This is a genomic window from Brevundimonas sp. LPMIX5, from assembly GCF_003576505.1.
Taxonomy (GTDB): Bacteria; Pseudomonadota; Alphaproteobacteria; order Caulobacterales; family Caulobacteraceae; genus Brevundimonas; species Brevundimonas naejangsanensis.
The window spans coordinates 250218-273658 of the sequence record NZ_QWTZ01000004.1 but is presented as its reverse complement, the minus strand read 5'-3'; the positions used below and the strand labels follow the sequence as shown (position 1 = coordinate 273658).

Below are 23441 nucleotides of genomic sequence, written 5' to 3'. Positions count from 1 at the left end.
GGACCTTGGCGACGCGCCCGGCGCCGCACAAGCCGGAAATCATCGGTTCAGGGGCCTCTCTTTATCGGAATCGCCGATCCGCTCGCCCTAGCGTCACGCACGCGCAGGCATTACCTTGATGTTCATGGCCCGTTCTCCCGCGACACCGTCCCAGAAGCTGACCAAGCCCGTCCACACGCCCAATCCCGGTCTCAGCGAGGCGCCCGTCGTCTTCGACCACGGTCGTGCGCCCATGTTCGCGCCTGTGAGCGGCCCGCGCCTCACGCCGGAGGAGGCCCCCGCCGCCCCCGCCGACTGGGTCCCTCACCGCCCCGACCGGCCGACCAACAAGAAGCGCATCCCCTTCCGGCTGGAGACGAAATACCAGCCCGCCGGGGACCAGCCCTCGGCCATCGCCGAACTGGTCGCCCAGGCGGATGAAGGCGATCGCGAACAGGTGCTGCTGGGCGTCACCGGCTCGGGCAAAACCTTCACCATGGCCAAGGTGATCGAACAGACCCAGCGCCCGGCCCTGATCCTGGCCCACAACAAGACGCTGGCGGCCCAGCTCTATTCAGAGTTCAAGGCCTTCTTCCCCGACAATGCGGTCGAGTATTTCGTCAGCTACTACGACTACTACCAGCCCGAGGCCTACGTCCCGCGCACCGACACCTACATCGAGAAGGACTCGTCGATTAACGAGCAGATCGACCGGATGCGCCACGCCGCCACCCGTGCGATCCTGGAGCGGGATGACGTCATCGTCGTCGCCTCGGTCAGCTGCATCTACGGCATCGGCTCGGTCGAGACCTATACCGCCATGACCTTCGGCCTGAAGGTCGGCGACCAGATCGACGAGGCCAAGCTGCGCGCCGACCTGATCGCCCTGCAGTACAAGCGCAACGACGTCCATTTCGAGCGCGGCATGTTCCGCAAGCGCGGCGACACGCTGGAGATCTTCCCCGTCCACCTCGAGGACCGCGCCTGGCGCATCAGCCTGTTCGGCGACGAGATCGAGGCCATCGACGAGTTCGACCCCCTGACCGGCAAGAAGACCAATGCGCTGGACGAGGTCACCGTCTACGCCGCCAGCCACTACGTCACGCCGCGGCCGACGCTCAATCAGGCCGTCAACGGCATCAAGGCCGAGCTGAAGGAGACGCTCGACTGGATGGTCGAGAACGGCAAGCTGCTGGAGGCCCAGCGGCTGGAGCAGCGCACCCGTTTCGATCTGGAGATGATGGAGGCCACCGGCTCCTGCGCCGGCATCGAGAACTACAGCCGCTGGCTGACCGGCCGCGCGCCGGGCGAGCCGCCGCCCACCTTCTTCGAATACATCCCCGACAACGCCCTGCTGTTCGTGGATGAGAGCCACGTCACCGTGGGCCAGATCGGCGCCATGTATCGCGGCGACTACCGCCGCAAATCGACCCTGGCCGAATACGGCTTCCGCCTGCCCTCGGCCATCGACAACCGCCCGCTGAAGTTCGAGGAATGGGACGCCATGCGGCCCCAGACGGTCTTCGTCTCGGCCACCCCCGGCGCCTGGGAGCTGGACAAGACCGGCGGCGTCTTCACCGAACAGGTCATCCGCCCCACCGGTCTGATCGACCCCCCGGTCGAGATCCGCCCCGTCTCCGGCGCCACCCGCAACCAGGTCGACGACGTCATCGACGAGGTCAAGGCGACCGCCCGCGCGGGTTACCGCTCCCTGGTCACCACCCTGACCAAGAAGATGGCCGAGGATCTGACCGAATACATGCACGAGCAAGGCGTGCGCGTCCGCTACATGCACTCCGACGTCGACACCCTGGAACGGATCGAGATCCTGCGCGACCTGCGCCTGGGGTCGTTCGACTGCCTGATCGGCATCAACCTGCTGCGCGAGGGCCTCGACATCCCCGAGTGCGGCTTGGTCGCCATCCTCGACGCGGACAAGGAGGGCTTCCTGCGCTCCGAGACCTCCCTGATCCAGACCATCGGCCGCGCAGCGCGCAACGTCGACGGCCGCGTCATCCTCTACGCCGACCGCATGACCGGCTCGATGGAACGCGCCATCGCCGAGACCGACCGCCGCCGCGAGAAACAGCAGGCCTACAACCTCGAACACGGCATCACGCCCGAGACGGTTAAGCGCGACATCAAGGAGATCCTCGACAGCCCCTATGAGTCCCGCGACCTGGACCGCCTGACCCGCCCCGGCCTCGCCGAGGAAGCCAAGCCCTTCGTCGGCTCCAACTTCCAGGCCGCGCTCAAGGATCTGGAAGGTCGGATGCGCGAAGCCGCCGCCAACCTCGAGTTCGAGGAAGCCGCCCGCCTGCGCGACGAGATCAAGAAGATGAAGCTCCTCGACCTCGAATTCGCCAACGAAGCCCTCACCGGCGCGGGCGAGGAGGTGGACAGGTCAGCCCCCAAACGCTGGCGCAGGGAAGCGGCGGCCGAAAAGGCCGAGGCGTTCAGGAAGGGGCGCTGACGCCCTTCCCCTTCACCCGCTTCAATTCCCCTTGGCCCCCGAGGTGTGGGCCGGACCGCGGAAGACGGCGTTGAGGAACAGCGGCTTCAGCCCTTCCAGGAAGGCGCGCATGGTGACGTCCTGGGTGAAGGCGACGACCTGACCGCGACCGACTTCGGACGCCATCGCGACGGGCTTGTAGGCCAGCTGGCGGCGGTTCTCGGCCCACAGCTGGCCGGACGCCAGCACCTGATCCGGGCCGGCCAGACGCACGACGTTGGTCCCCTGATCGCGGGCCAGCGGCGCATAGATGTCCGAGCCGCGCACCATGACGCTAAGGGTCGGGGCGACGCCTGCGCCCAGCCAGTGTTCATTGTCGACCACGGCGCTGGCCAGGACGCCGGCGACAGGATCGGGGGCGCCACCGTGGTGGCCGGTCAGGGCCAGGTATTCGGCGTCGGTGGCGATCTCGCTGCCGTCCTTCTTGTCCTGGTCGCCGTCGCCGGAGACGGCGCTCTCGCGGCGGCTGTCCAGCAGCTTGGAATCGGGATCGGTCAGCAGGCGGCTGGCCGAGCCGACGCCGATCAGGACGCCGCCCGCTTGAACCCAGGCGCGCAGGTTGGCGACGCCGCTCTCGCCGAGGATCTGCTCATAGTTTCCGCCAGACGGCAGGATCAGCACTTGGTAGCGGGACAGGTCGGCGTTCGCCAGGCGGCGGGTGCGCACCGCCGTGACGGGCCAGCCGTATTCACGCTCCAGCACGTGGCGGATGGAACCGGCGGACTCCGGCTCGGTCGGGTCGTCCCAGGCCATGGCGACGCGCGGGGCGGCGATGACGGTCGCCTTGTCCGAGCCGACGCTGGGACCGCTGGAGACCCACGACGTCGCCAGCGGCGTCACCTGGGCGCCGCTGCCTGCGGCCAGACGGCGGACGCGCTCGTCCAGGTCGGCGGGCGACCCGGCGCGCGGCACGATGAAGGTTCCGCCCGGATAGGCGCGGCCGTCCAGGGTGAACGGCTCCTCGACGGAGCGGACCGGCAGCTTGTCGGTCAGGGCGGCGGTCAGGAAGCGCATACCCGCCGTGCCCGGATGGATGGCGTAACCATAGGTCGCGTCGCCCTGAGCCACGGCGGCCGGGCGGATCAGTTCCGGGCCGACAGCGGCCGTCTGCACCGACGGAGCGCCGGTGCAGCGCTGGCTCGGCACGTTGAAAAGAAGCGGCAGGGACCAGCCGGTCAGATCATAGATCTCATCGCCCAAACCGCGCGCGCGGCGAGCCTCCTGTTCGGCCAGGAATTTGGGGTCCAGCGGCACGTCCTTGGCCAGCAGGGTCTCGGCCATGCGGCGCTGGGGTTGGGCCAGGTTCACGACGTAGTCGCCCGCCTGATAGGTCTGGCCGCAGGCGGAGAAGGCGGCGGTGGCGCGTCCGACCTCCAGCCCCGAACGGACCAGCAGGCCCGCCAGCTTGTCGGCGGCGGCTGGGTCGGCGGCGGCGGAGCGCGACAGGACATAGGCGCCGCGTCCGCCCGAAATCCCGTCGCGGTGGAAGGCGTAGAAGTCGCTGAGCAGTTTTTCGCGGTCGCGGGCGGCGGTCTCGATGGTCGACAGGGTGGCGGTCAGATGGCCTTTGACCGTGTCGGCGTAGGTCAGCATCTCGCCCGACGACCGGCGCGCCAACAGACCGCGCGACGAGCCCTGCTCATAGGTCATGGAGACGGCGCCGAAATAGGCCGGCCAGCCGTCGCCGTAGCCGGGATAGAAGGCGTCGAAGGTCTCGCGCGTGAAATAGTCCAGCCCGGCCTGATCGAAGCGCCCGGCGGTGTTGCGGCCGAACCGCTCGCGCGCGTCGAGGATCGGCGGATAGATCCAAGGGTTCAGCGGCTGGGCCTCGGGCGGGAAGAAGAAGCTGGAGTCGGTGCCCATCTCGTGGGAATCGACCACCACCTGCGGGCGCCATTCGCGGATGAGAGCCGAGTGGCCCTGCGTCTCCGGCTGGGACTGGATAAACCAGTCGCGGTTCAGGTCGAACAGATTGTGGTTGTAGCGGCCGGACGGCCAGGGCTCGGCCCGCTCCGCCGACAGGGGATCGCCGTTGGGCTGGGCGCCGAGGCCCGCCTCGAAGCTGTTGATGAAGCGTTCGCGCCCGTCGGGGTTCTGGGTCGGGACGAAGACGACCACGACGTCCTCCAGCCATCCTTGAGCCTCGGCGTCGGCGGCGTCGGTCAGGCGGCGCGCGGCGGCCAGGGCGGCGTCGGCGGGGCTGATCTCATTGCCGTGGACTGAATAGGCCATCCAGACGATGGCGGGGGTGTCGTTGATCAGGGCGCGGGCCTGCTCGGGGCTGGTCCTGCGCGGGTCGGCCAGGGCGTTGGTCGCGGCCTTGATCGCGTTCAGCCGGGCGATGTTACGCGGCGAGCCGACGGCGGCCCAGAACAGGGGGCGGCCTTCCCACGACTGGGCGTAGTCGCCCATGACCATGCGGTCGGGGTTGGCGACGCGCAGCGCCTCGAAATAGCGGCGCACATCAGCCGAGCGGGTAATGCGCTCGCCGCTGTCATGGCCGACGACGGCCTGTAGCGCGGGCGGCGTCTGTTGCGCCAGGGCGGGCGCAGCGCCCAGGGCCAGGCTGAGCGCCAGCAAGGAACAGGCGGCGCGGCGACGATACGACATTCAGAATACTCCCCCTACAGACCGACGAACTTAGCCGTGCAGGCGCCGCGAAGGAAGCGGCCACGACAAAACCGCAGGATCATCGCGCGGCGCCGTCATGTCCGAAAACCGCGAGACAGGGCGGCGTCGAAGGCGCAGGGTGCGGCTATGGAAAACCCCCGCGACATGCTGGATCAGGAGGCCTGCTATCGGGCGGTCCTGACGCGCGACCCGCGCTTCGACGGGCGCTTCTTCACCTGCGTGAAGTCCACCGGCATCTATTGTCGCCCGGTCTGCCCGGCGCGGACGCCCAAGCGCGAGAACATGCGTTTCGTCATCAGCGCGGCGGCGGCCGAAGAGGCGGGCTTTCGGGCTTGCCTGCGCTGTCGGCCGGAAACCGCGCCCGACATCTATGGCGGGCGCGGCATGGAGCCGCGCGGGGGCGCGTGGCGCGGGACGTCCAACACCGTCAGTCGGGCGCTGAACCTGATCGAGGCGGGGGCGCTCGATAGCCACTCTGAGCATGGGGGCGACGTCGACGCCCTGGCCGCGCGGCTGGGGGTGGGCGAGCGGCACCTGCGCCGCCTGTTCCGCCAGCACCTGGGCGCCGCCCCGGTCAGCGTGGCCCAGACGCGCCGCGTCCTGCTGGCCAAGGCCCTGATCCACCAGACCGACCTGCCAATGGCCGAGGTGGCGATGGCGTCCGGCTTCGGCAGCGTGCGACGGTTCAATGAGACGTTTCAGGCCCTGTATGGACGACCGCCGTCGGCGCTGCGGGCGCGGGCCGAGCGGCCGTGGGATGGAGGGGTGCGGCTGAGCCTGCCCTATCGCCCGCCCTATGAGGTCGAGGCCATGCTGGCCGCACTGAAGGCGGACGGCGAGACGGTCGAGGGCGGCGTCTGGCGCCGCGTCCTGAACCCCGCGACGGACGGGGCGATGGGCGAGGTCTCGGCCCGGTTCGAGGCGGGCGACCGGCTGGCGGTGACGGCGGCGCTGGATGATCTGAAGGCCCTGCCCGGCGTGCTGGCGCGGGTGCGGCGACTGTTCGATCTATCGGCCGACCCCGAGGCGATCCAGCGCGACCTGTCTATCGACCCCTTGCTGGCGCCGCTGGTGAAGGCGCGGCCGGGCCTGCGTCTGCCGGGCCTCTGGCTGGATGAGGCGGCGGACATGGCCAGCGACCGGCTGGAAGACGATCGGTTGGCGGGGCGGGCCGAACGATGGCGGCCCTGGCGGGCCTATGGCGTGCTGCAACTGCGCGAGGCGGGGATCGACGGCATGACGATCATGGAGAACGACGATGAAAAAGACGCAGCCTGAAGTCTTCACCCTGGACCGCATCGCCACGCCAGTGGGCGAGGTGCTGCTGGTCACCGATGCGGACGGCGCCGTGCGCGCTTTCGACTTCACCGACTATGAGACGCGGATGATGACGCTGCTGGCCCGTCATTACTGCGAGGTTCAGCTGACGCCGGGACGGGCGCCGGAGGCGGTGCGGGCCGCCGTCGCCGCCTATTTCGACGGCGATTTGACGGCGTTGGACGGGCTCGCCGTGAAGACCGGCGGCACGGACTTCCAGCGTGCGGTCTGGGCGGCGCTGCGGACCATTCCGGCGGGGCGGACCTGGAGCTACGGCCAATTGGCCCAGGCCATCGGCAAGCCCGCCGCCGTGCGGGCCGTGGGGCTGGCCAACGGCGCCAATCCGATCGGGGTCATCGTGCCCTGCCACCGCGTCGTCGGGGCTGATGGAACCCTGACCGGCTATGCGGGCGGGCTGGAGCGCAAGCGCTGGCTGTTAGCGCACGAAGCGTCGCAGGAGGGAACAGGACAGGGGGCGTTTGCGCTGGACTGACAGCGCCCTCCCTTTCGGCGCTCATTTCTGGAGTCTGATGATGAACCTGCCCAACGGGGCCCTGGTCGCCGTCGCCGACGGCGAGAAGCTGAGCCTGTTCCGCAACACCGGCCACAACCTCGACATCCAGCTCAAGCCGATGGCGACGCCCGAGATCCCCGAACGCCTGTCCGGAGCGCCGGGCCGCCGCTCCAGCGACGCCAACCCCGACAACGACACCCAGGCCGAGGACGGCTTCGCCATGGGCGTGGCCGAGGCGCTGAACCACATGGCCCTGACCAACAAGATCGAGGCCCTGGCCGTCGTCGCCGCGCCCAAGACCCTGGGCCAGCTGCGCAAGCATTGGCACAAGACGCTGGAAGGCCTGCTGGTCGGCGAAATTCCCAAGGCCCTGGCCGGCCGACCGGCCGAAGAGATCGCCGAGGCGATCAGCCGGGCGTAGCCGTTCAGGCCGCCCCGTCCAAGAACAGGCGGCAGGCCGGGTTGTCGGTCTCGTCGACGTAAGGATAGCCCAGTTCGTCCAGAGCGGCGCTCAAGGCCGCCGCCTGGTCTGGCGGGACGCTGACGCCCGCCAGCACCCTGCCCGCGTCGTCGCCGTGGTTGCGATAGTGGAACAGGGTCAGCGCCCAGGCGGGTTGAAGGCTGTTGAGGAAGCGCAGGAAGGCGCCCGGCCGCTCGGGGAATTCGAAGCGCAGCAGCCGCTCGTGCGGCAGGCCGATGGTGCGCCCGCCGACCATGTGGCGGACGTGGAGCTTGGCGGTCTCGTTGTCGCTCATGTCAACGACGGAATAGCCGTCGGCGGTCAGGCGCCTGAGCAGGCTTTCGCGCTCGGCGGCGCCGTCGCGCAGGGCCACGCCGACGAAGATCTGGGCCGTGCCGTCGCCGGACCAGCGATAGTTGAATTCGGTGATCGAGCGGCCGTCGAGGCTCTGCAGGAAGCGGTGATAATCCTCGCGCCGGTCGGGCATGGAGACGGCGAACAGGGCTTCGGCGCCCTCGCCGATCTCGGCCCGCTCGGCGACGTGGCGCAGGCGATCGAAGTTGACGTTGGCGCCCGAGTTGATCGCCACCAGCGCCCCCGATCCGGGGTTGCGCGCAGCCCACGCCTTCATCCCGGCAAGAGCCACGGCGCCTGACGGCTCGGCCACGGCGCGCACGTCGTCGAAGATGTCCTTCACCGCGGCGCAGACGGCGTCGGTGTCGACCAGCACGATCTCGTCCAGCAGGTCGCGGCACAGGCGGAAGGTCTCGTCGCCCGCGCGGCGCACGGCCACCCCGTCGGCGAACAGGCCGACCTGATCCAGATCGACGACGCGCCCGGCCTCGATGGCGCTCTTCATCGTCGGGGCCTCGGCCGGTTCGACGCCGATAAGGCGCGTCTCGGGGCGCAGGAAGCGGACGATGGCCGCCACCCCCGCCGCCAGCCCCCCGCCGCCGATGGGGATGAAGACGGCGTCGATCGGATCGGCGTGCTGGCGCAGGATCTCCAGCCCCACCGTCCCTTGCCCGGCGATGACGTCGGGGTCGTCGAAGGGGTGGACGAAGGTCGCGCCGGTTTCCTTTTCCAGCGCGCGGGCGTGGGCGTAGGCGTCGTCAAAGCTCTCGCCATGCAGGACGACCTGGCCGCCCAGCCCCCGAACCGCCGCCACCTTGATGCCGGGCGTGGTGGTCGGCATGACGATGGTCGCCGCCGCCCCGCGCTTCGCCGCCGCCAGCGCCACCCCCTGCGCGTGATTGCCCGCAGAGGCGCAGATGACGCCGCGCGCCAGCTCGGCCTGGCTCAGGGCGGCGATGCGGTTGTAGGCGCCGCGGATCTTGAACGAGAAGACCGGTTGCAGGTCCTCGCGCTTCAGCAGGGCGGGGCGCCCGATCCGCGCCGACAGCCGCTTCAGCGGATCGAGGGGGGTCTCCTCGGCCACGTCATAGACGCGGGCGGTCAGGATGCGGCGGACGGTGTCTTGCACGATGATCTCGGTCAGGCGTCAGAAAAAGAAACGAAGCGTGTGCTCGTCTAGGCCAGACCAAACCTTATGAGAACGAAAATTGCGCCCTTCCCTGCTGATCTAAAGCGCCTTCTCCAGAACCACGAAGGCCAGGTCGCGCGTTCGGGGCAGGCCGAAGCGGGGGTCGTCCAGCGGGAAGGGGCGGGTTTCGCCGGTCAGGCGATAGCCGCGCCGTTCGTACCAGGCGATCAGTTCGGCGCGCTGGCGGATGACGGTCATCTCCATGCGCGTGGCGGCGAAGCGGGCGGCGGCCTCGGCCTCGGCGGCTTCGATCAACAGACGGCCCAGACCGCCCGCCTGACGCGCCGGATCGACGGTAAGCAGGCCCAGATAGGCCAGGCCCCGCCCCTGATCCGCGACCTGAACGCAACCGATCAGGGCGCCGCCGACCTCGGCCAGCAGGATGATCCGCGAGGCGTCGGCGAGGATGTCGCGCAGCTCCGCCTCGTCGGTGCGCTGGCCCTCCAGCAGGTCGGCCTCGTGGGTCCAGCCGACCTTGGCGCTGTCGCCGCGATAGGCGCTTTCGATCAGGGCGCGCAGCGCCGGAACGTCGTCCGGCGCCGCAGGTCGAAAGACCGAGCCGTTCAACGGCGCGCCCGGCGCGAGGCGGCCTTGGGCGCATCCGCGCCCAGTTCGGCGATCAGGTGATCCATGCCGTAGACGTCGCGCAGGGCCGTGGTCACGGCCTGGGTGGTGACGATGACGCTGCGGTTGACGTTGCGGTCATAGCCATAGGCGTTGCGCTGGGTCAGGACGGTGGAGTCGAAGTTGGCGCCGATGATCTCGCCCTTCGCATTCACCGCAGGCGAACCCGACGAGCCGCCGATGGTGTCGGACGAGACGGCCATGTTCATCACCGCGTTCGGGTCGATGCGGTCCCTGGCGGCCAGCAGTTTGGGCGCGACGTTGAACGGCTCGGCGCCGGTCGCCCGATCCCACAGGCCGGCGAAGGTGGTGAAGGCCGGGATGCGCTGGCCCGGCACGTCGGTCCCCTCGACCCGGCCGTAGGTCAGACGCAGGGTGCCGGTGGCGTCCGGATAGACGGCGTCGCCGAAGACAGCGAAGCGGGCGGCCGACAGCTGTTCCGAGGCGCGGTCGGTCGGCGCCTGCACCCGGTTCTCCCAGTCGGTGCGGACGGCGCGGGCGTCGGCGTCGATAGCCAGGACATACTGGATCAGAGGATCGGTCGAGGCCTGGACGGCGGGCAGGCCGCCTTCCCACAGGGCGCGGCGCACGGCCGGATCGGCCAGTTTCGTGCCTTCGACCAGACGGGCGGACAGGCCCTCGGGGCTTTCCTTGCCCAGCAGGGTACGGACGTAAGGGCTGTCGACGGTCAGCCATTCGCGCGTCTTGGACAGCCACCATTCCAGACGGACCTGCTCCAGCGCCGGATAGGTCGGGCGTGCGGCAAACAGGCCGGACTGGACGCCCGGCAGGCGGCTGTCGGCGAACTCGGCCAGGCGCTGGTCGGACGGCTTGGCGCGCTCCTGCGCCCCGCGCACGATGGCTCGCGCCCACTGGAACAGGGGCGAGCCGCCCGCCACCGAGGTGGTGCCCATGCCGGTGCCGCCTTCCAGCAGGGCCATCGGGGCATAGAGCTCGCGCGCGATCGGCTGAACATCGGTCAGAACGGCCCAGGGATCGCCGACCTCGGCCGACAGGGCCTCGTTCTCGGCCACGCCGCGCCGGAAGACGGTTTCCTGCCCGGCCAGTTGGTCCATGAAGGCCGGCTCGATCAGGGCGGCCATCCGGCCGCGCCCGCGCTTATAGGTGTTCTCGACGCCCGACAGCGGGTCCATAGCGATGAAGGCCTGATCCTCGCCCTCTTCCGAATAGCGGATCAGACGGCCGCGCAGTTCGGACGCGATCAGCTGGTCCAGCGGCAGGACCACGTCGCGGATAGTCATCAGCTGGGCCTGCGTCAGCAGACGCTGGGTCGAGCCGGGGTTGCCGGTGACGAAGACAGGCTCGCCCTCGGTCGGCTTGTTCGGATTCCAGGTGAAGTGGGTCGGGGTCGCGGCGGGCTTGCCGTCTTCATACAGGCGGATGAAGGCGGCATCGATGGCGAAGCGCGGGAAGGAGAAGTTGTCCAGGTCGCCGCCGAAGGTCGCGGCGCGGTCTTCCGGCGCCCAGGCCAGACGCACGTCGGAATATTTGCGGAACTTGTAGAGCTTGAACTGGCCGCCGCGATACAGGCTGACGACCTGACAGCGGATCTTGGCGTCGTCGCCGCAGTTTTCGGTTTCGATGCGGCCGGCCTCGGCCTCGCGCGCCTGGGTGTAGGCCTGGCCGTCCAGACCGGCGCCCGACTTCTGGACCCGCTCGGTGACGTCGGTGATGTCGGTCAGGATTTCCGCAGAGGCGCCGGGGCATTGCAGCTCTTCCTCGCGGCTTTTGGGGGTGAAGCCCGTTTCGTTATACTGAAGCTGCGGCGTCGACAGGTTGGCGACGCAGGACGAGACGCAGTGGTTGTTGGTCATCACCAGCCCCTCGGCCGAGATGACGCCCGCCGAACAGCCGCCGAACTTCACCGACGACAGGCGCACGCGGTCCAGCCAGGCCTGATCGATGTTCGTGCCCAGAGTCTGATTGGCGCGAGCGATGGGGAAGTTGTCATAGGTCCACATGCCCTCCTCTGCCTTGGCGGAAGAGGCGGCCGCGGAAGCGGCGGCGAAGGCCAGGACGGCGGCCGAGGCGAACAGCATGTGACGCATGAGAAGCTCCTGTTTCAGACTCCGGCGAGGAAAAAACAGAGTCTAATTCGTCTGAATAGTCTGAAATCGGCGGGAAGAAAGCTAGCAGGCCGATGCGTCAGACGGGGGCGTATTGGTTTCTCCCTCCCCTTCATGGGGAGGGTGGTTGAGCCCGACAGGGCGAAACCGGGTGGGGGCGGCGGGGCTGTTCAGGCGCTCGGCCAAAGCCGTGACTGGAGGCCGGGATCGCCCGGCCCTCCCCACCCGGTCGCTACGCGACCACCCTCCCCATGAAGGGGAGGGAGAGGCGCGGCGTCGCTGGGACGCCGCGCACAGGCCTTAGCGACGCACGCCCAGTTCGCGCAGCAGGCGCGGCTGGTTGTAGACGTTGCGCAGGGCCTCGGTGACGGCGGCCGTCGAGACGCTGACCGTGCGGTTCAGCTCGCCGTCGTAGCCGAACGAGCCGCCCAGCGAGTGGATGTTGCCGTCGAAGGCGGCGCCGATCACTTCACCCTTGGCGTTGATCACCGGCGAGCCGGAGTTGCCGCCGATGATGTCGTTGGTCGAGACGAAGTCGTAGACTACGTCCTTGTTGATCCGGTCCTTGGCGGCCAGGAAACGCTCGGAGGCGTTGAACGGCTCGGCGCCGGTCGCGCGCTCGTACAGGCCGCCCATGTGGGTGAAGGACGGCACGGTGACGCCGCGATAGGTCCAGCCCTTCACCTGACCGTAGGACAGACGCAAGGAGAAGGTGGCGTCCGGGTACAGGTTGTCGCCGTAGACGGCGAAGCGGGCCTGGGCGACCTTTTCGGCGGCGCGGGCGGTCGGGGCGTTGACCCCGGCGTCCCACTGGGTGCGGACGGCCTGGGCGGCGTCGTCGTTGGCCAGGACGAAGGCGATCATCGGATCGCCCGAGGCGGCCAGCTGCTCCGGCGTCATGGCCAGGGCCTGCGCGCGATAGGCCGGGTCGATCAGGCGGCTCTGCACCAGACGAGCGGCGATGGTTTCGGGGCTTTCAGCGCCCAGCATGGCCTTCACATCGGCGCTGTCGACCGTCAGGTATTCGCGGGTCTTCAGCATCCAGTGCGACAGCTGGATCTCCTCGACGCCGACCGGGATCGGGGCATCCGAGGCCAGGCGGCGGCCCAGGGCGGCGATGTCGCTGTCGGCGTATCCGGCGCGGCGTTCGGCGACGGGCTTGGCGCGTTCCTTCGACGCGCGGACGATGGCGCGGGCGTAGGAATACAGGGTCGAGCCGCCGCCGGCGTTCGCCTCAAGCTGGCGATAGGGCAGATAGAGGTCGCGGGCCGTCGCCTGCACCTTTTCCAGATCGGCCCACGGGTCGCCGATGCGCTCGGCCACGGCCGGGTCGGCGGCGACGCGCTGGCGCAGCTCGGCCTCTTCCTGGCGCTTCTTGGCCATGAAGGCGGGGTCCGTCAGGGCGCCCTGCTGGCCGTAGTAGACCTTGAAGCTGTTCTCCAGACCGAAGATGGGGTCGAGAGCGACCCGCTTCTCTTCCTCGCCCAGGGTCGAATATTCGACCAGACGGCCGCGCAGTTCGGCGCTCTGGATCAGGGTGATGGGGATCTGCTGGTCGCGCAGGCGCTCCAGCTGGCTCATGGTCAGCAGGCGCGAGGTCGAGCCGGGGTTGCCCGCCACAAAGGTGGCCTCGCCGTCGGTCGGGGCGTTGGGGTTCCACTTCAGGTGGTTGGGCGAAGCGACCGGTTTGCCGTCCTCATAGGCGCGCAGGAAGGCCGCATCGAGGGCGTAGCGCGGGAAGTTGAAGTTGTCCGGATCGCCGCCGAAGAAGGCCGCCTGGAACTCCGGCGCGAAGGCCAGACGCACGTCCTCATACTTGCGGAACTTGTACAGGGCGTATTTGCCGCCGCGATAGAAGCTGATGACCTGACACGTCAGCTTGCGGTCGTCGCCGCAGGCTTCCTTTTGAATCTTGTCGATCTCGGCCGAGCGGGCGGCGACGAAGGCCGCGCCTTCCAGACCCGAGCCAGCGCCCAGGACGCGGTCGGTGACGTCGGTGATGTCGGTCAGGACCTCGGCCGTCTGGCCGGGGCAGGTCTTCTCTTCCTCGCGCGTGGCGGGCATCCAGCCGTTCTTGACGTAGTCGTTCTGGGCCGTCGACAGGTCCTGGACGCACGAGATGACGCAGTGGTGGTTGGTCAGGATCAGGCCTTCACCCGACACGAACGAGGCCGAGCAGCCCTGCAGGCGCACGGCGGCGTTGCGGACGCGGTCCAGCCAGGCCTGATCGATGCGCGTGCCGTACTTCTCATTGACCGTCTGGATCGGGAAGCTGTCGAAGGTCCACATCCCCTCGTCGGCGCGCGCGGCCGAAGCGGGGGCGTTGACCACCACGGCGGCCATGCCGAGGGCGGCCAGCGAGGCGGTGAAGGAAAGGGTGCGGCGAAGCGACATGGGCGTCTCCGAGAGGCGGGACACCACGCCCACGCCTTGCTGTCCGCCGTCACTAGACCCGCAAGGGCCGCGCCCTCAACCCCCGTAACAAATCCGGCGCAGCCAGCCTTACCCCGATTTAACTTGGCCCAGCGCCCGCAGGCGGTCAGATAACAGCGCAAGTCAGGGGAATGAATACGCGTCATGTCGCTCGCGCTGTCCACGCTGCTCTTCGAGTGGCGCCGCTATATGGCCGCCGTCATGGCGCTGGCCCTTTCGGGGTTGCTGGTGCTGGCCATGACCGGGGTCTTCATCGGCATCGGCAAGGGATTCACCGCCGCCATCGAGCGCTCCAGCGCCGATATCTTCATCATGCAGCCGGGCGCCAAGGCCCTGTTCAGCGGGCCGATGGGCATGCCGCGACGCTTTGTCCCGCTGGCCTATAACCACCCCGAGGTGGTCGAGGTGAAGACCCTCGACATGTCGGGCGGCAATTTCCAGAACATCAAGAACGTCGACCCGACCGCCACGGCCGCCGACCGCGCCAAGCAGGGCGCGCCGCGCCAGAAGAGCGTGCTGGTCAACATCATCGACACGGCGCCCGGCTCGGTCACCATCCCGCGCGACTATTCCGAAGAACTGGTCGAGGCCCTGCGCCAGCCCTTCACCGTGGCGGTGGACGAGACGGCGCTGACGCCGCTGGGCGTCAAACTGGGCGACAAGGCCCTGTTCAACGGCCAGACCGTGACCGTGGTCGGCGTGCTGCGCGGCTATCCCAACATGATGCAGCCGACCATCGTCATGTCGCGAGACTCCTTGCGGATGCTGGGCCAGGCCTTTGAGGGGCCGCGCGTCGGCCCGCTGATGCTCAAGATCAAGGACCCGGCCCGCGCCGAGGTCGTGGTCGCCCAGCTGAACGCCATGGGCAACGGCCAGTGGAAGGCCTGGACCCGCCAGCAGCTGGCCGACGCCAACGCCGGCGCCATGTTCGAGGAAGGCATTCTGGTCATCATCATCGGCGGCTGCGTCGTGCTGGGGATCATCATCGGCGTGGCCATCACCTGGCAGACCCTGCGCGGCGCCATCATGGCCAACATCAAGGAGTTCGCCTCCCTGCGCGCCCTGGGCGTCGGCATGGGCAGCCTGCGCCGCATCGTCATGGAGCTGAGCTTCTGGGTCGGAATGGTGGGGGTCGGCGCAGCCATCCTGCTGACTTGGCTGCTGTCGCTGCTGGCCCTGTCCAACGCCGTCATCATCTCCATGCCGCCGATGCTGCTGATCATCGTCGGGGGCGGCCTGATCGCCATCTCCATGCTCTCGGGCCTGCTGTCGATGGGCATTCTGAAGAAGAGCCAACCTGCGGACCTGCTGCGATGAACACTATGGCTTCTGGGCACACCAAGGTTCACGGCAAGCACGGCGAGTTCGCCCTGGAAGCCAAGGGACTGGTCAAGCGGTTCAAGTCCGGCCGGTCCTATGTCGAGGTGCTGAAGGGCGTGGATTTCGACGCCCGCCACGGCGACCTGACCATGGTCATGGGGCCGTCGGGCTCGGGCAAGTCGACGCTGATCGCCGCCCTGTCCGGCCTGCTGCGGCCCGAGGAAGGGCGCGTCGACGCCCTGGACGTGGACGACCTGTGGAAACTGTCGGGCGGCAGGATCGACAAGTTCCGGCTGGATCACTGCGGCTTCATCTTCCAGGGCTTCAACCTGTTCCCGGCGCTCAGCGCCCTGCAGCAGGTGACGACGGTGCTGAAATATCAGGGCCTGTCGCCGGAGAAGGCCAAGAAGCGCGCCGCACTCGCTCTGGAAGAGGTCGGCCTGGGCCATCGTCTGCATCAGCGCCCGGCCGCCCTGTCCGGCGGCGAGAAGCAGCGCGTCGCCATCGCCCGCGCCTTGGCCAAGGACCCGCAGATCCTGTTCGCCGATGAACCGACCTCGGCGCTGGACGGCGAGAACGGCCAGGTGGTCATCAGACTGCTGCGCCGGGCGGCCACCGAACACGGCGCGGCCGTCATCTGCGTGACCCATGACCCGCGCCTGGAAGCCTGGGCCGACCGGGTCATCCACATCGAAGACGGCGTGATCATCGACGATCAGCGCCGCACCCCCAATCCCGAAGCCATCCTGGCGTCGCACTGACCCCGATCCCCTTGAGGACCCCCATGCCCGCATTCCTGAAAAACAAATGGCTCTGGATCGGCCTGGCGCTGCTGGTCGCCGTCGTCATCGGCCTGAGCCTGATGCAGAAGGCCGGTGCCGCCAAGAAGGCCGAGCTGGCCGAGGCGGCCGAGAAGAAGGTGGAAAGCCCCTATTCGGCCATCGCCAACGGCAAGATCGACATCGAGGGCGGCATCATCCAGATCGCTGCGCGGCGCGGCGGCGTGGTGCGTGACGTCCTGGTTCAGGAAGGGGACCTGGTGAAGGCCGGTCAGATCCTGGCCCGTCAGGAAGACGACGAGCCGCGCCTGTCGCTGCAGACGGCGACCGCCGATCTGGCCCAGGCCGAAAGCCAGCTGCGCATGATCAATGTCGACATCGCCACGGCCCAGCGCGAGCACGACCGGCTGCAGAAACTGGTCGCCACCAACTTCGTCGCCGCCCAGCGCATGGATCAGGCCCGCGACGCCATCGCCCAGGCCCAGGCCCGCCTCGCCTCGCAACAGGCCGCCGTCCAGACCGCCCGCGCCCGCCGCGATCAGGCCGCCTATAATGTCGAGCTGACGGTGATCCGCTCGCCCGCCGACGGCCGCATCGTGCGCCGCTACGCCAACCCCGGCGCCGGCGCCTCGACCCTGAACGTGTCGAACATGTTCGACCTGGAGCCCGCCGCCCCGCGCATCGCCCGCGCCGAGATCGTCGAGGCCGACATCCCCAACGTCAGCGTCGATCAGGCCGTCGAGATCACCCCCGAAGGCGATCCGTCCAAGGTCTATGTCGGCAAGGTGCTGCGCCGCGCCGCCGTCTTCGGCGCCCGCAAACTGGCCTCGGACGACCCGTCGCAACGCACCGACGAGCGCGTGGTCGAGGTGGTGGTCGCCGTCGACGAGGCCCCGCTGCTGATCGGCCAGCGCGTGCTGGTCAAGTTCATGAAGCCGGGCGAGACGGCGGGCGCCAAGCGCGACAACGCCTCGACCGGCGTGCCCGCTACGCGCGCCATGAAGGCGCCCGCACGGACGTAACTCCTGATCGGGACAAGACCGGAAAAGGGGCCTCGTGAGGGGCCCTTTTTTTGTTTGCGCATACTCTCCCGCTCATCCCGACGTCCGCCGGGGTGAGCGGGTTATGAAATCTAGTTCCCCTTGAACTCCCCTATCCGCTTTTCCAGCACCGCGCTCACGCCCTCGATGTGGTCGTCGGTCAGGTGGGCCAGGGCCTGCATGGCGGCGGACAGTTCCAGCATCTGATCGAAATTCATGTCGCGGCCCTGACGCAGCAGACTCTTGGCCATGCGCAGGGCCTGGGGCGGCTGGGCGGCGATCTGGTCCGCCGTCTGCATCGCCTCGTCCATCAGCGCTTCATGCGGGACGACGCGGTTGACCAGGCCCCACTGCTCGGCCGTCGCCGCGTCGATCGAGCGGGCGGTGAACAGCAGTTCGGCGGCGCGGGCGTAGCCCACGTTGCGCGGCAACAACCAGGAGCCGCCGTCGCCGGGAATAATGCCCAGCTTCATGAAGGGCACGCCGAAGCTGGCGCGCTCGGAAGCGATGCGGATGTCGCCCAGACCGGCGATGTCGCAGCCCAGCCCCATGGCCGGGCCGTTGACCGCGCTGATCAACGGAACCTCCAGCCCATAGAGGGCGCGCACGATGCGGTGGACGACCCGGCGATAGCGTTCGCGGATGGCGGCGCCCGAGCCCTCGAACAGGTCGCGGCGGTCCTTCATCGCCTTCAGGTCGCCGCCCGCCGAGAAGGCGCGCCCGGCGCCCGTCATCACCACGCAGCGGATCGAGGAGTCGGCGTTGACGGCGTCGCATGCGGCGGCGAAGGCCTCGCCGTCCTCAAGGTCCGGCAGGGCGTTCAGCCGGTCGGGCCGGTCCAGCGTCCAGACCATGACCGCGCCTTTGCGCTCTTCGACGATCAGACCCATGCCGCGTATCCTCTTTGACAATGCAGGCTTGGGTTTCGGCCAGGGCGCGCGGCGGTGGCAAGGGCGGAATTGAAAAACCCCGGTCGTTCTGACCGGGGCTTCTGGCTGGATCATCCAGTCTCGCGACTACGCGCGCGGCCGTTTGATCGTTATGGGTACGAAGTTGGACGGGTGGCTGACCACGCGGTCGGCGGCGCCGTTCATCTGCTTCGTGTTCACCAGCATCCCGCCGAAAAGGGCGAAGGACATCATGGCGTGCTGGAGATTGCGCTCTTTGTTTTCGTTCATTTTTGGCGTCTCCTTTCGTTGAACGATGAAAGAAGACACGTCGTGCTTTTTGGGACTCTCACCCTGTCAGTCGTTTCGCGTCGAGGTTGAAGATAGTCGCCCGACGCGAAAAGTCAAGAAATTATAGTCCGTTCTCGGACTCAATGTTGCGATACCGTCACGAACCATGCCTGACACGCCCGCCCCGACCCCGCCCCGCTCCATCGCCAGCCCCTGCGTCATGGTCTGCACCGTCGACGGCGCCTCGGGCCTGTGCCTGGGCTGTCTGCGCACCTTGCAGGAAATCGCGACCTGGAGCCGAATGACGGACGAGGGCCGGGCCGCCGTCATGGCCGACCTGCCCGGCCGCAAGAGCCGGATCGACCCCAGGCTGCTGGGCGAGTGAGCCGCGGCGATCAACGGTCCGGCGTCAACCTTTCGTTCGCCACGTCGCTTCACCGCATGGGAAGACCCAGGCGGCATAGTCGCTTTCATGATCCGCTTTGACCCGCGCTCCGCTGTCGTTTTCGCCGCCGCCCTGGCGTCGGCCTGCGCTTGCGCCGGCGCCCTGATGTGGTGGGAGGGCCCAGCCAAGGCCTACGCCGCCGTGGCGCTGAAGGAGGCGCCGTCGGTGACGCGCGCGGCCGACGGTCACTATTGGGCCGAGGCGACCGTCGAGGGGCGGCCGATGCGGATGCTGGTCGACACCGGCGCCAGCGTGGTGACGCTGAGTCGCGCCGACGCCGAACGACTGGGCGTGCGCCTGAAGGCCCACGACTTCAACCAGACGCTGAACACCGCCTCCGGCCAGGTTCCCGCCGCGCGGGTGCTGCTGACCTCCCTGTCGGTGGCGGGGGTGGAGATGACCTCGGTCGAGGCCCTGGTGATCGACCGCGACATGCCCGCGGCCCTGCTGGGGATGAGCTTTCTGGGCCGTCTGTCGGCCTTTGAGGCGCGGCCGGACGGGTTGATCCTTAGGGGCTGATTGCGCCTCAGGCGCGCGGGCCGAAAGGCACGACCTTATTGTCCCGGTCATGGCCGATATCGGCCGAGCCCAGATAGGGAATGCCGGAGCGCACGCACCAGTGACGCACGATCTCCTCCGCCGTCAGGCCGAAGTCGGGGTCATTGGCCGTCACGTCGGACACACGGCCCAGACGGATGCCCGCCACGCGACGGATCGAGGCCTGCCCCGTCAGGTGGAACATCATCCGGTCGACGCGATAGAGGGCCTCGGACACCTCTTCCAGCATGACGACGTGGCCGGTCAGGTCCGGCTCGATCGCCGTGCCGACCAGTTCGTTCAGGATGGTCAGGTTGAAGCCGACGGCCGGCCGAGGGTCGCCCAGCAACGACGGCTCCAGCGAAGCCGGGTCGCCGCTCCGCAGCCAGTTCACCGCCCGAAGGCCCGTGGCGTCATGACGCGACCCATCCGAGGCCATCGGTCCGTGCGCCACATGGGGAAACCCTGCGCGATACAGCGCCGCCAGCAGGCTGCCCGCGTCGGAATAGCCGAGGTAACGCTTGGCCCAGGCGTGGGCGGTCAGCTCGGGGATCACCGCCTCGGCGATGCGGCAGGCGCCGTAACCCCCGCGCGCGAACCAGACGGCGTCGATGTCGGGGTCGTTGGCCGTCTCGACGAAGGCGCGGGCGCGGGTGGCGTCGTCGCCGCCGAAGTGGCCGTGGACCTCATGCACGGCCGGATGCATGACCAGCTCGACCGCGCCGTCCGGCCACTGCGCCGCCGCCCACGCCCGGATCGCCTCGCCCCGCGCCGGATCGAGACGGGAGCTGGCGTTGACGACGCCGATTCGGAACGGTCTGGTCTGCATGGACGGGGTGGCCTCGGTCGCCTCACGTGCTAGTCAGGCCGCCGGACATTCCCCGGTTTCGAGCTCTGAAATCAAGCCGATGAACAAAGACTATTTCTTCTGCGGCGTCGGCGGCTCGGGCATGATGCCGCTGGCCATGATCGTTCAGGCGCAAGGCGGCCGGATTTCCGGCTCCGACCGGGCGCTGGATCAGGGCCGCACGCCCGAGAAGTTCGACTGGCTGCGCGCCCACGGCGTGACCCTGCACCCGCAGGACGGAACGGGCGTGGTCAGCAAGGATCAAGTGGTCGTCGCCACCGGCGCGGTCGAGGACACCGTGCCCGACATCGGCGCCGCCAGGCGCGTCGGCGCCGTCATCAAGACCCGGCCTCAGTTACTCAGCGAACTGTTCAACGCGGCCCCGACCTCGATCGGCGTGGCGGGCACCAGCGGCAAGTCCACCATCACCGGCATGGTCGCGTGGATCCTGGATCAGGCGGGCCGCGCGCCCACCGTGGTCAACGGCGCGGTGATGAAGAACTTCGCCAGCGCCACACAACCGTTCGCCAGCGCCCTGATCGGCGGACCAAATGACGAGACTGGGCTGTTCGTGGCCGAGGTGGACGAGAGCGACGGCTCCATCGCCCGCTATGATCCCACGGTCGCCGTGGTCTCCAACATCTCGCTCGACCACAAGTCGATGGAGGAGTTGCGCGAGCTATTCGGCGGCTTCGTCGGCCGGGCCACGACGGCGGTGCTGAACCTCGACAACCCCGAGACGGCGGCGCTGGCCCAAGAACTGGCGCAGACCCTGCCCCCCGGCAAGGCCATCACCTTCGCGCTGGGCGAGGAAGAGGCGGACCTGTCGGCGCACGACCTTCAGCCCCTGCCGACCGGCATGACGTTTGAGCTGCGGGTGCGCGGCGAGGCGACGCGGGCGGCGACGCTGAACGTGCCGGGCGCGCACAATGTCGCCAATGCGCTGGCGGCGCTGGGAGCGGTTCGGGCGCTGGGCGTCGACATGGATCAGGCGGTCGCGGCGCTGGAGACCTTCAGCGGTATCCGGCGACGGCTGGAGGTGGTGGGGACGCAGGGCGGCGTCACCGTCATCGACGACTTCGCCCACAACCCGGACAAGATCGCCGCCACCCTGAAGACCCTGCACGCCTTTGACGGGCGGCTGCTGATCCTGTTCCAGCCGCACGGCTTCGGCCCGCTGAAGCTGATGCAGCAGGCGTTCATCGAGGGCTTCGCCGGGCTGATGCGGCCGGACGACGTGCTGCTGATGCCCGAGCCGGTCTATTACGGCGGCACCACCGACCGCAGCGTCGGCAGCGAGGACATAGCGGCCGGCGTGCGCGTGGCCGGGCGTCAGGCCCAGGCGCTGGCGACCCGCGCCGACTGCGGCGACCGCATCGTGGACATAGCCCGCCCCGGCGACCGGGTCGTGGTCATGGGGGCGCGCGACGACAGCCTGTCGACCTTTGCGGCGGAACTGCTGACGCGCCTCTGACTGTCCGCCATCAGATCAATCGTCAAATTAGCCTTGCAAAACATTCATTTCCGGCAAATCGCCTGTTAAGCGCCCTGACCTAACCCTGCTCTGGCAAGACGCAGGAGACGGCTAGGAAATGGCCAGGATCGGAGATTTCGTGGACGCCTCGGCGCCGATGGCGCCCGACGCCCTGGGCGCAGAGGCGCTGGCCCGGTTCGAGGCTGAGCCCGAAACACTGGTCATCGCCGTAGCCGACGCCGAGGGACGGCCCGTCGGCCTGATCGAGCGCAACGCCTTCACCCTGAAGCTGGCGGCCGAGTTCGGTCGCGCCCTCTATGTCCGGCGCCCGGTCTCGGCGCTGATGGACCCGGCGCCGATGGTGGTGGAGGCGGACGCCTCGGCCGACGTGCTGTTCCAATCGATGGACGCGGCCGGTCTGGGCGCCCTGCTGAAAGGATTCATCGTCGTCTCGCGCGGCCGCTATGTCGGGGTGGGCGCAGGGCTGCACGTGCTTCAAGCCGGGGTGGCGATCCACAAACGCCGCGCGGAAGCCATGGCCGAACTGGCCCAGAATCTGGTCCGCGCCGAGGCGGAGGCCCGCGCCTCCAGCCGCGCCAAGTCCGAGTTCCTGGCCGTGATGAGCCACGAGATCCGCACGCCCCTGAACGGGGTGCTGGGGGTGGCCGCCCTGATGGAGCGGCAACTGACGCAGGAAGCCCTGCGCCCGCACGTGCGCACCATTCTGGATTCGGGCGCCAGCCTGCTGCGGCTGCTGACCGATGCGCTGGACATGTCGCGGGCCGAGGCCGGGATGCTGACGCTGGAGCCCGCGCCGCTGGACCTGCAGTCGGTGGCGGCGGACCTGTCGGCCCTGTGGAGCCCGCGCGCCGAGGAGAAGGCGCTGGAACTGCAGGTCGAGGCGGAGCTGACGGCCGCGCGATGGGTCGTCGGCGATGAGATGCGGCTCAAACAGCTATTGAACAATCTGATCGGCAACGCCCTGAAGTTCACCGAGGCGGGCGTGGTGCGGGTGCGGCTGGCGACGGCGCTGCAGGACGGAGAGGTGCGGCTGTCCGCGACCGTCGACGACAGCGGCCCCGGCGTCAGCGACGAGGCGGCGCGCGCCATCTTCGAGCCGTTCAACACCGGCGAGGCGGGACGGCAGGGCGCGGGCGCGGGCCTCGGCCTGGCCATCTGCCGTCAGATCGTCGAACGGATGGAGGGGGTGCTGGCGGTCGAGCGTTCGCCTCAGGGCGGGGCGCGATTTTGCTTCGACCTGCGCCTGCCGCTGGCGCAGGCCGACGGCCGCCGCGATGAGGACCGTCAGGCGGCGCCGACCTTCCATGACACCCTGCATGTGCTGGTGGTGGACGACCACGCCGCCAACCGCTTCGTCGCGGGCAAGGTGCTGGAGCTGTTCGGCTGCACCCATGAGACCGCCGAGAACGGCCGTCAGGCGGTCGAGCGCGCGGCCGCCGCGCCCTTCGACCTGATCCTGATGGATGTGAAGATGCCGGTGATGGACGGGGTGGCGGCGACGCGGGCGATCCGCGCCCTGCCCGGTCCTGCGAGCGCCCTGCCCATTCTGGCCCTGACCGCCAACGCCGATCCGCGCGACGAGGCCGCCTATCTGGCGGCGGGGATGGACGGGGTGGCGCAGAAACCGATCCAGCCCGAGGCCCTGCTGAACGCGATACGACTTGTACTGTCGCGCGGCGAGGCGGCGCAGGCGGCCTGAG

At 68.8% G+C, this 23441-nt stretch carries 19 protein-coding genes; 11 read left to right on the top strand and 8 right to left on the bottom strand.

Going from position 1 to position 23441, the window contains the following annotated elements:
• The first annotated feature begins 124 nt into the window (after positions 1 to 124).
• A complete protein-coding gene (uvrB, locus tag D1604_RS06395; protein WP_373561208.1) occupies positions 125 to 2452 on the top strand; it encodes an excinuclease ABC subunit UvrB in 2328 nt (775 codons plus the stop codon).
• 21 nt (positions 2453 to 2473) lie between these two features.
• Here uvrB and D1604_RS06390 read toward each other — a convergent pair whose 3' ends face one another.
• A complete protein-coding gene (locus D1604_RS06390; protein WP_119412675.1) occupies positions 2474 to 5101 on the bottom strand; it encodes a M14 family metallopeptidase in 2628 nt (875 codons plus the stop codon).
• 147 nt (positions 5102 to 5248) lie between these two features.
• On the opposite strand from D1604_RS06390, the gene D1604_RS06385 reads away from it, so the two are divergent.
• Genes D1604_RS06385 through D1604_RS06375 form a run of 3 tightly spaced genes read left to right on the top strand, consistent with a single transcriptional unit; the run spans position 5249 to position 7374 of the window.
• A complete protein-coding gene (locus tag D1604_RS06385) occupies positions 5249 to 6400 on the top strand; it encodes a bifunctional transcriptional activator/DNA repair enzyme AdaA (RefSeq protein ID WP_119412674.1) in 1152 nt (383 codons plus the stop codon).
• Positions 6381 to 6932: a methylated-DNA--[protein]-cysteine S-methyltransferase gene (locus tag D1604_RS06380; RefSeq protein ID WP_119412673.1), complete on the top strand. Its 552-nt coding sequence runs from the start codon at positions 6381 to 6383 to the stop codon at positions 6930 to 6932. The genes D1604_RS06385 and D1604_RS06380 overlap by 20 nt, the downstream gene beginning before the upstream one ends.
• Positions 6933 to 6972: 40 nt before the next feature.
• Positions 6973 to 7374 carry a host attachment family protein gene (locus tag D1604_RS06375; protein ID WP_024353717.1) on the top strand — a complete coding sequence of 134 codons (402 nt, stop codon included), beginning with the start codon at positions 6973 to 6975 and terminating at the stop codon, positions 7372 to 7374.
• Between the two features lie 4 nt (positions 7375 to 7378).
• Here the strand turns inward: D1604_RS06375 and ilvA are convergent, their stop codons facing one another.
• The 4 genes from ilvA to D1604_RS06355 all read right to left on the bottom strand — a co-directional run bounded on the left by ilvA (position 7379) and on the right by D1604_RS06355 (position 14061).
• Positions 7379 to 8896, bottom strand: a complete 1518-nt coding sequence (gene ilvA / locus D1604_RS06370; RefSeq protein ID WP_024353718.1) for a threonine ammonia-lyase, biosynthetic — start codon at positions 8894 to 8896, stop codon at positions 7379 to 7381.
• Between the two features lie 99 nt (positions 8897 to 8995).
• Positions 8996 to 9523 (bottom strand): GNAT family N-acetyltransferase, encoded by a 528-nt coding sequence (locus D1604_RS06365; RefSeq protein ID WP_119412672.1) that lies wholly within the window; start codon positions 9521 to 9523, stop codon positions 8996 to 8998.
• Positions 9520 to 11649, bottom strand: coding sequence for a S46 family peptidase (locus D1604_RS06360; protein WP_119412671.1), 2130 nt, complete (start codon positions 11647 to 11649; stop codon positions 9520 to 9522). The genes D1604_RS06365 and D1604_RS06360 overlap by 4 nt, the downstream gene beginning before the upstream one ends.
• A 318-nt stretch (positions 11650 to 11967) precedes the next feature.
• The gene (locus tag D1604_RS06355) at positions 11968 to 14061 is read right to left on the bottom strand and encodes a S46 family peptidase (RefSeq protein WP_119412670.1); all 2094 of its coding nucleotides are present in this window, start codon (positions 14059 to 14061) and stop codon (positions 11968 to 11970) included.
• Positions 14062 to 14244: 183 nt separating this feature from the next.
• Here D1604_RS06355 and D1604_RS06350 point away from each other — a divergent pair, with 183 nt between their 5' ends.
• Genes D1604_RS06350 through D1604_RS06340 form a run of 3 tightly spaced genes read left to right on the top strand, consistent with a single transcriptional unit; the run spans position 14245 to position 17221 of the window.
• Positions 14245 to 15417 carry an ABC transporter permease gene (locus tag D1604_RS06350; protein ID WP_024353722.1) on the top strand — a complete coding sequence of 391 codons (1173 nt, stop codon included), beginning with the start codon at positions 14245 to 14247 and terminating at the stop codon, positions 15415 to 15417.
• Between the two features lie 5 nt (positions 15418 to 15422).
• The gene (locus tag D1604_RS06345) at positions 15423 to 16181 is read left to right on the top strand and encodes an ABC transporter ATP-binding protein (RefSeq protein WP_119412669.1); all 759 of its coding nucleotides are present in this window, start codon (positions 15423 to 15425) and stop codon (positions 16179 to 16181) included.
• Between the two features lie 23 nt (positions 16182 to 16204).
• Positions 16205 to 17221 carry an HlyD family secretion protein gene (locus D1604_RS06340; RefSeq protein ID WP_024353724.1) on the top strand — a complete coding sequence of 339 codons (1017 nt, stop codon included), beginning with the start codon at positions 16205 to 16207 and terminating at the stop codon, positions 17219 to 17221.
• 110 nt (positions 17222 to 17331) lie between these two features.
• On the opposite strand, the gene D1604_RS06335 is transcribed toward D1604_RS06340, so the two are convergent.
• Positions 17332 to 18129 (bottom strand): crotonase/enoyl-CoA hydratase family protein, encoded by a 798-nt coding sequence (locus D1604_RS06335; RefSeq protein WP_119412668.1) that lies wholly within the window; start codon positions 18127 to 18129, stop codon positions 17332 to 17334.
• Positions 18130 to 18255: 126 nt separating this feature from the next.
• Positions 18256 to 18417, bottom strand: a complete 162-nt coding sequence (locus D1604_RS15795) for a hypothetical protein (RefSeq protein ID WP_003167825.1) — start codon at positions 18415 to 18417, stop codon at positions 18256 to 18258.
• A 166-nt stretch (positions 18418 to 18583) separates the two neighbouring features.
• Between D1604_RS15795 and D1604_RS06330 the strand changes: the two genes are divergently transcribed.
• Together D1604_RS06330 and D1604_RS06325 are read left to right on the top strand one after the other, a co-directional pair.
• Positions 18584 to 18802, top strand: coding sequence for a DUF1289 domain-containing protein (locus D1604_RS06330; protein WP_119412667.1), 219 nt, complete (start codon positions 18584 to 18586; stop codon positions 18800 to 18802).
• An 87-nt stretch (positions 18803 to 18889) separates the two neighbouring features.
• The gene (locus D1604_RS06325; protein ID WP_119412666.1) at positions 18890 to 19381 is read left to right on the top strand and encodes a retropepsin-like aspartic protease family protein; all 492 of its coding nucleotides are present in this window, start codon (positions 18890 to 18892) and stop codon (positions 19379 to 19381) included.
• Positions 19382 to 19388: 7 nt separating this feature from the next.
• Here D1604_RS06325 and D1604_RS06320 read toward each other — a convergent pair whose 3' ends face one another.
• The gene (locus tag D1604_RS06320; protein ID WP_119412665.1) at positions 19389 to 20228 is read right to left on the bottom strand and encodes an LD-carboxypeptidase; all 840 of its coding nucleotides are present in this window, start codon (positions 20226 to 20228) and stop codon (positions 19389 to 19391) included.
• A gap of 79 nt (positions 20229 to 20307) precedes the next feature.
• Here D1604_RS06320 and D1604_RS06315 point away from each other — a divergent pair, with 79 nt between their 5' ends.
• Both D1604_RS06315 and D1604_RS06310 read left to right on the top strand, forming a co-directional pair.
• A complete protein-coding gene (locus tag D1604_RS06315; RefSeq protein WP_119412664.1) occupies positions 20308 to 21720 on the top strand; it encodes a UDP-N-acetylmuramate--L-alanine ligase in 1413 nt (470 codons plus the stop codon).
• Positions 21721 to 21838: 118 nt separating this feature from the next.
• Complete coding sequence (locus D1604_RS06310; protein WP_119412663.1) at positions 21839 to 23440, top strand: ATP-binding protein; 1602 nt, start codon at positions 21839 to 21841, stop codon at positions 23438 to 23440.
• Position 23441 lies beyond the last annotated feature (1 nt).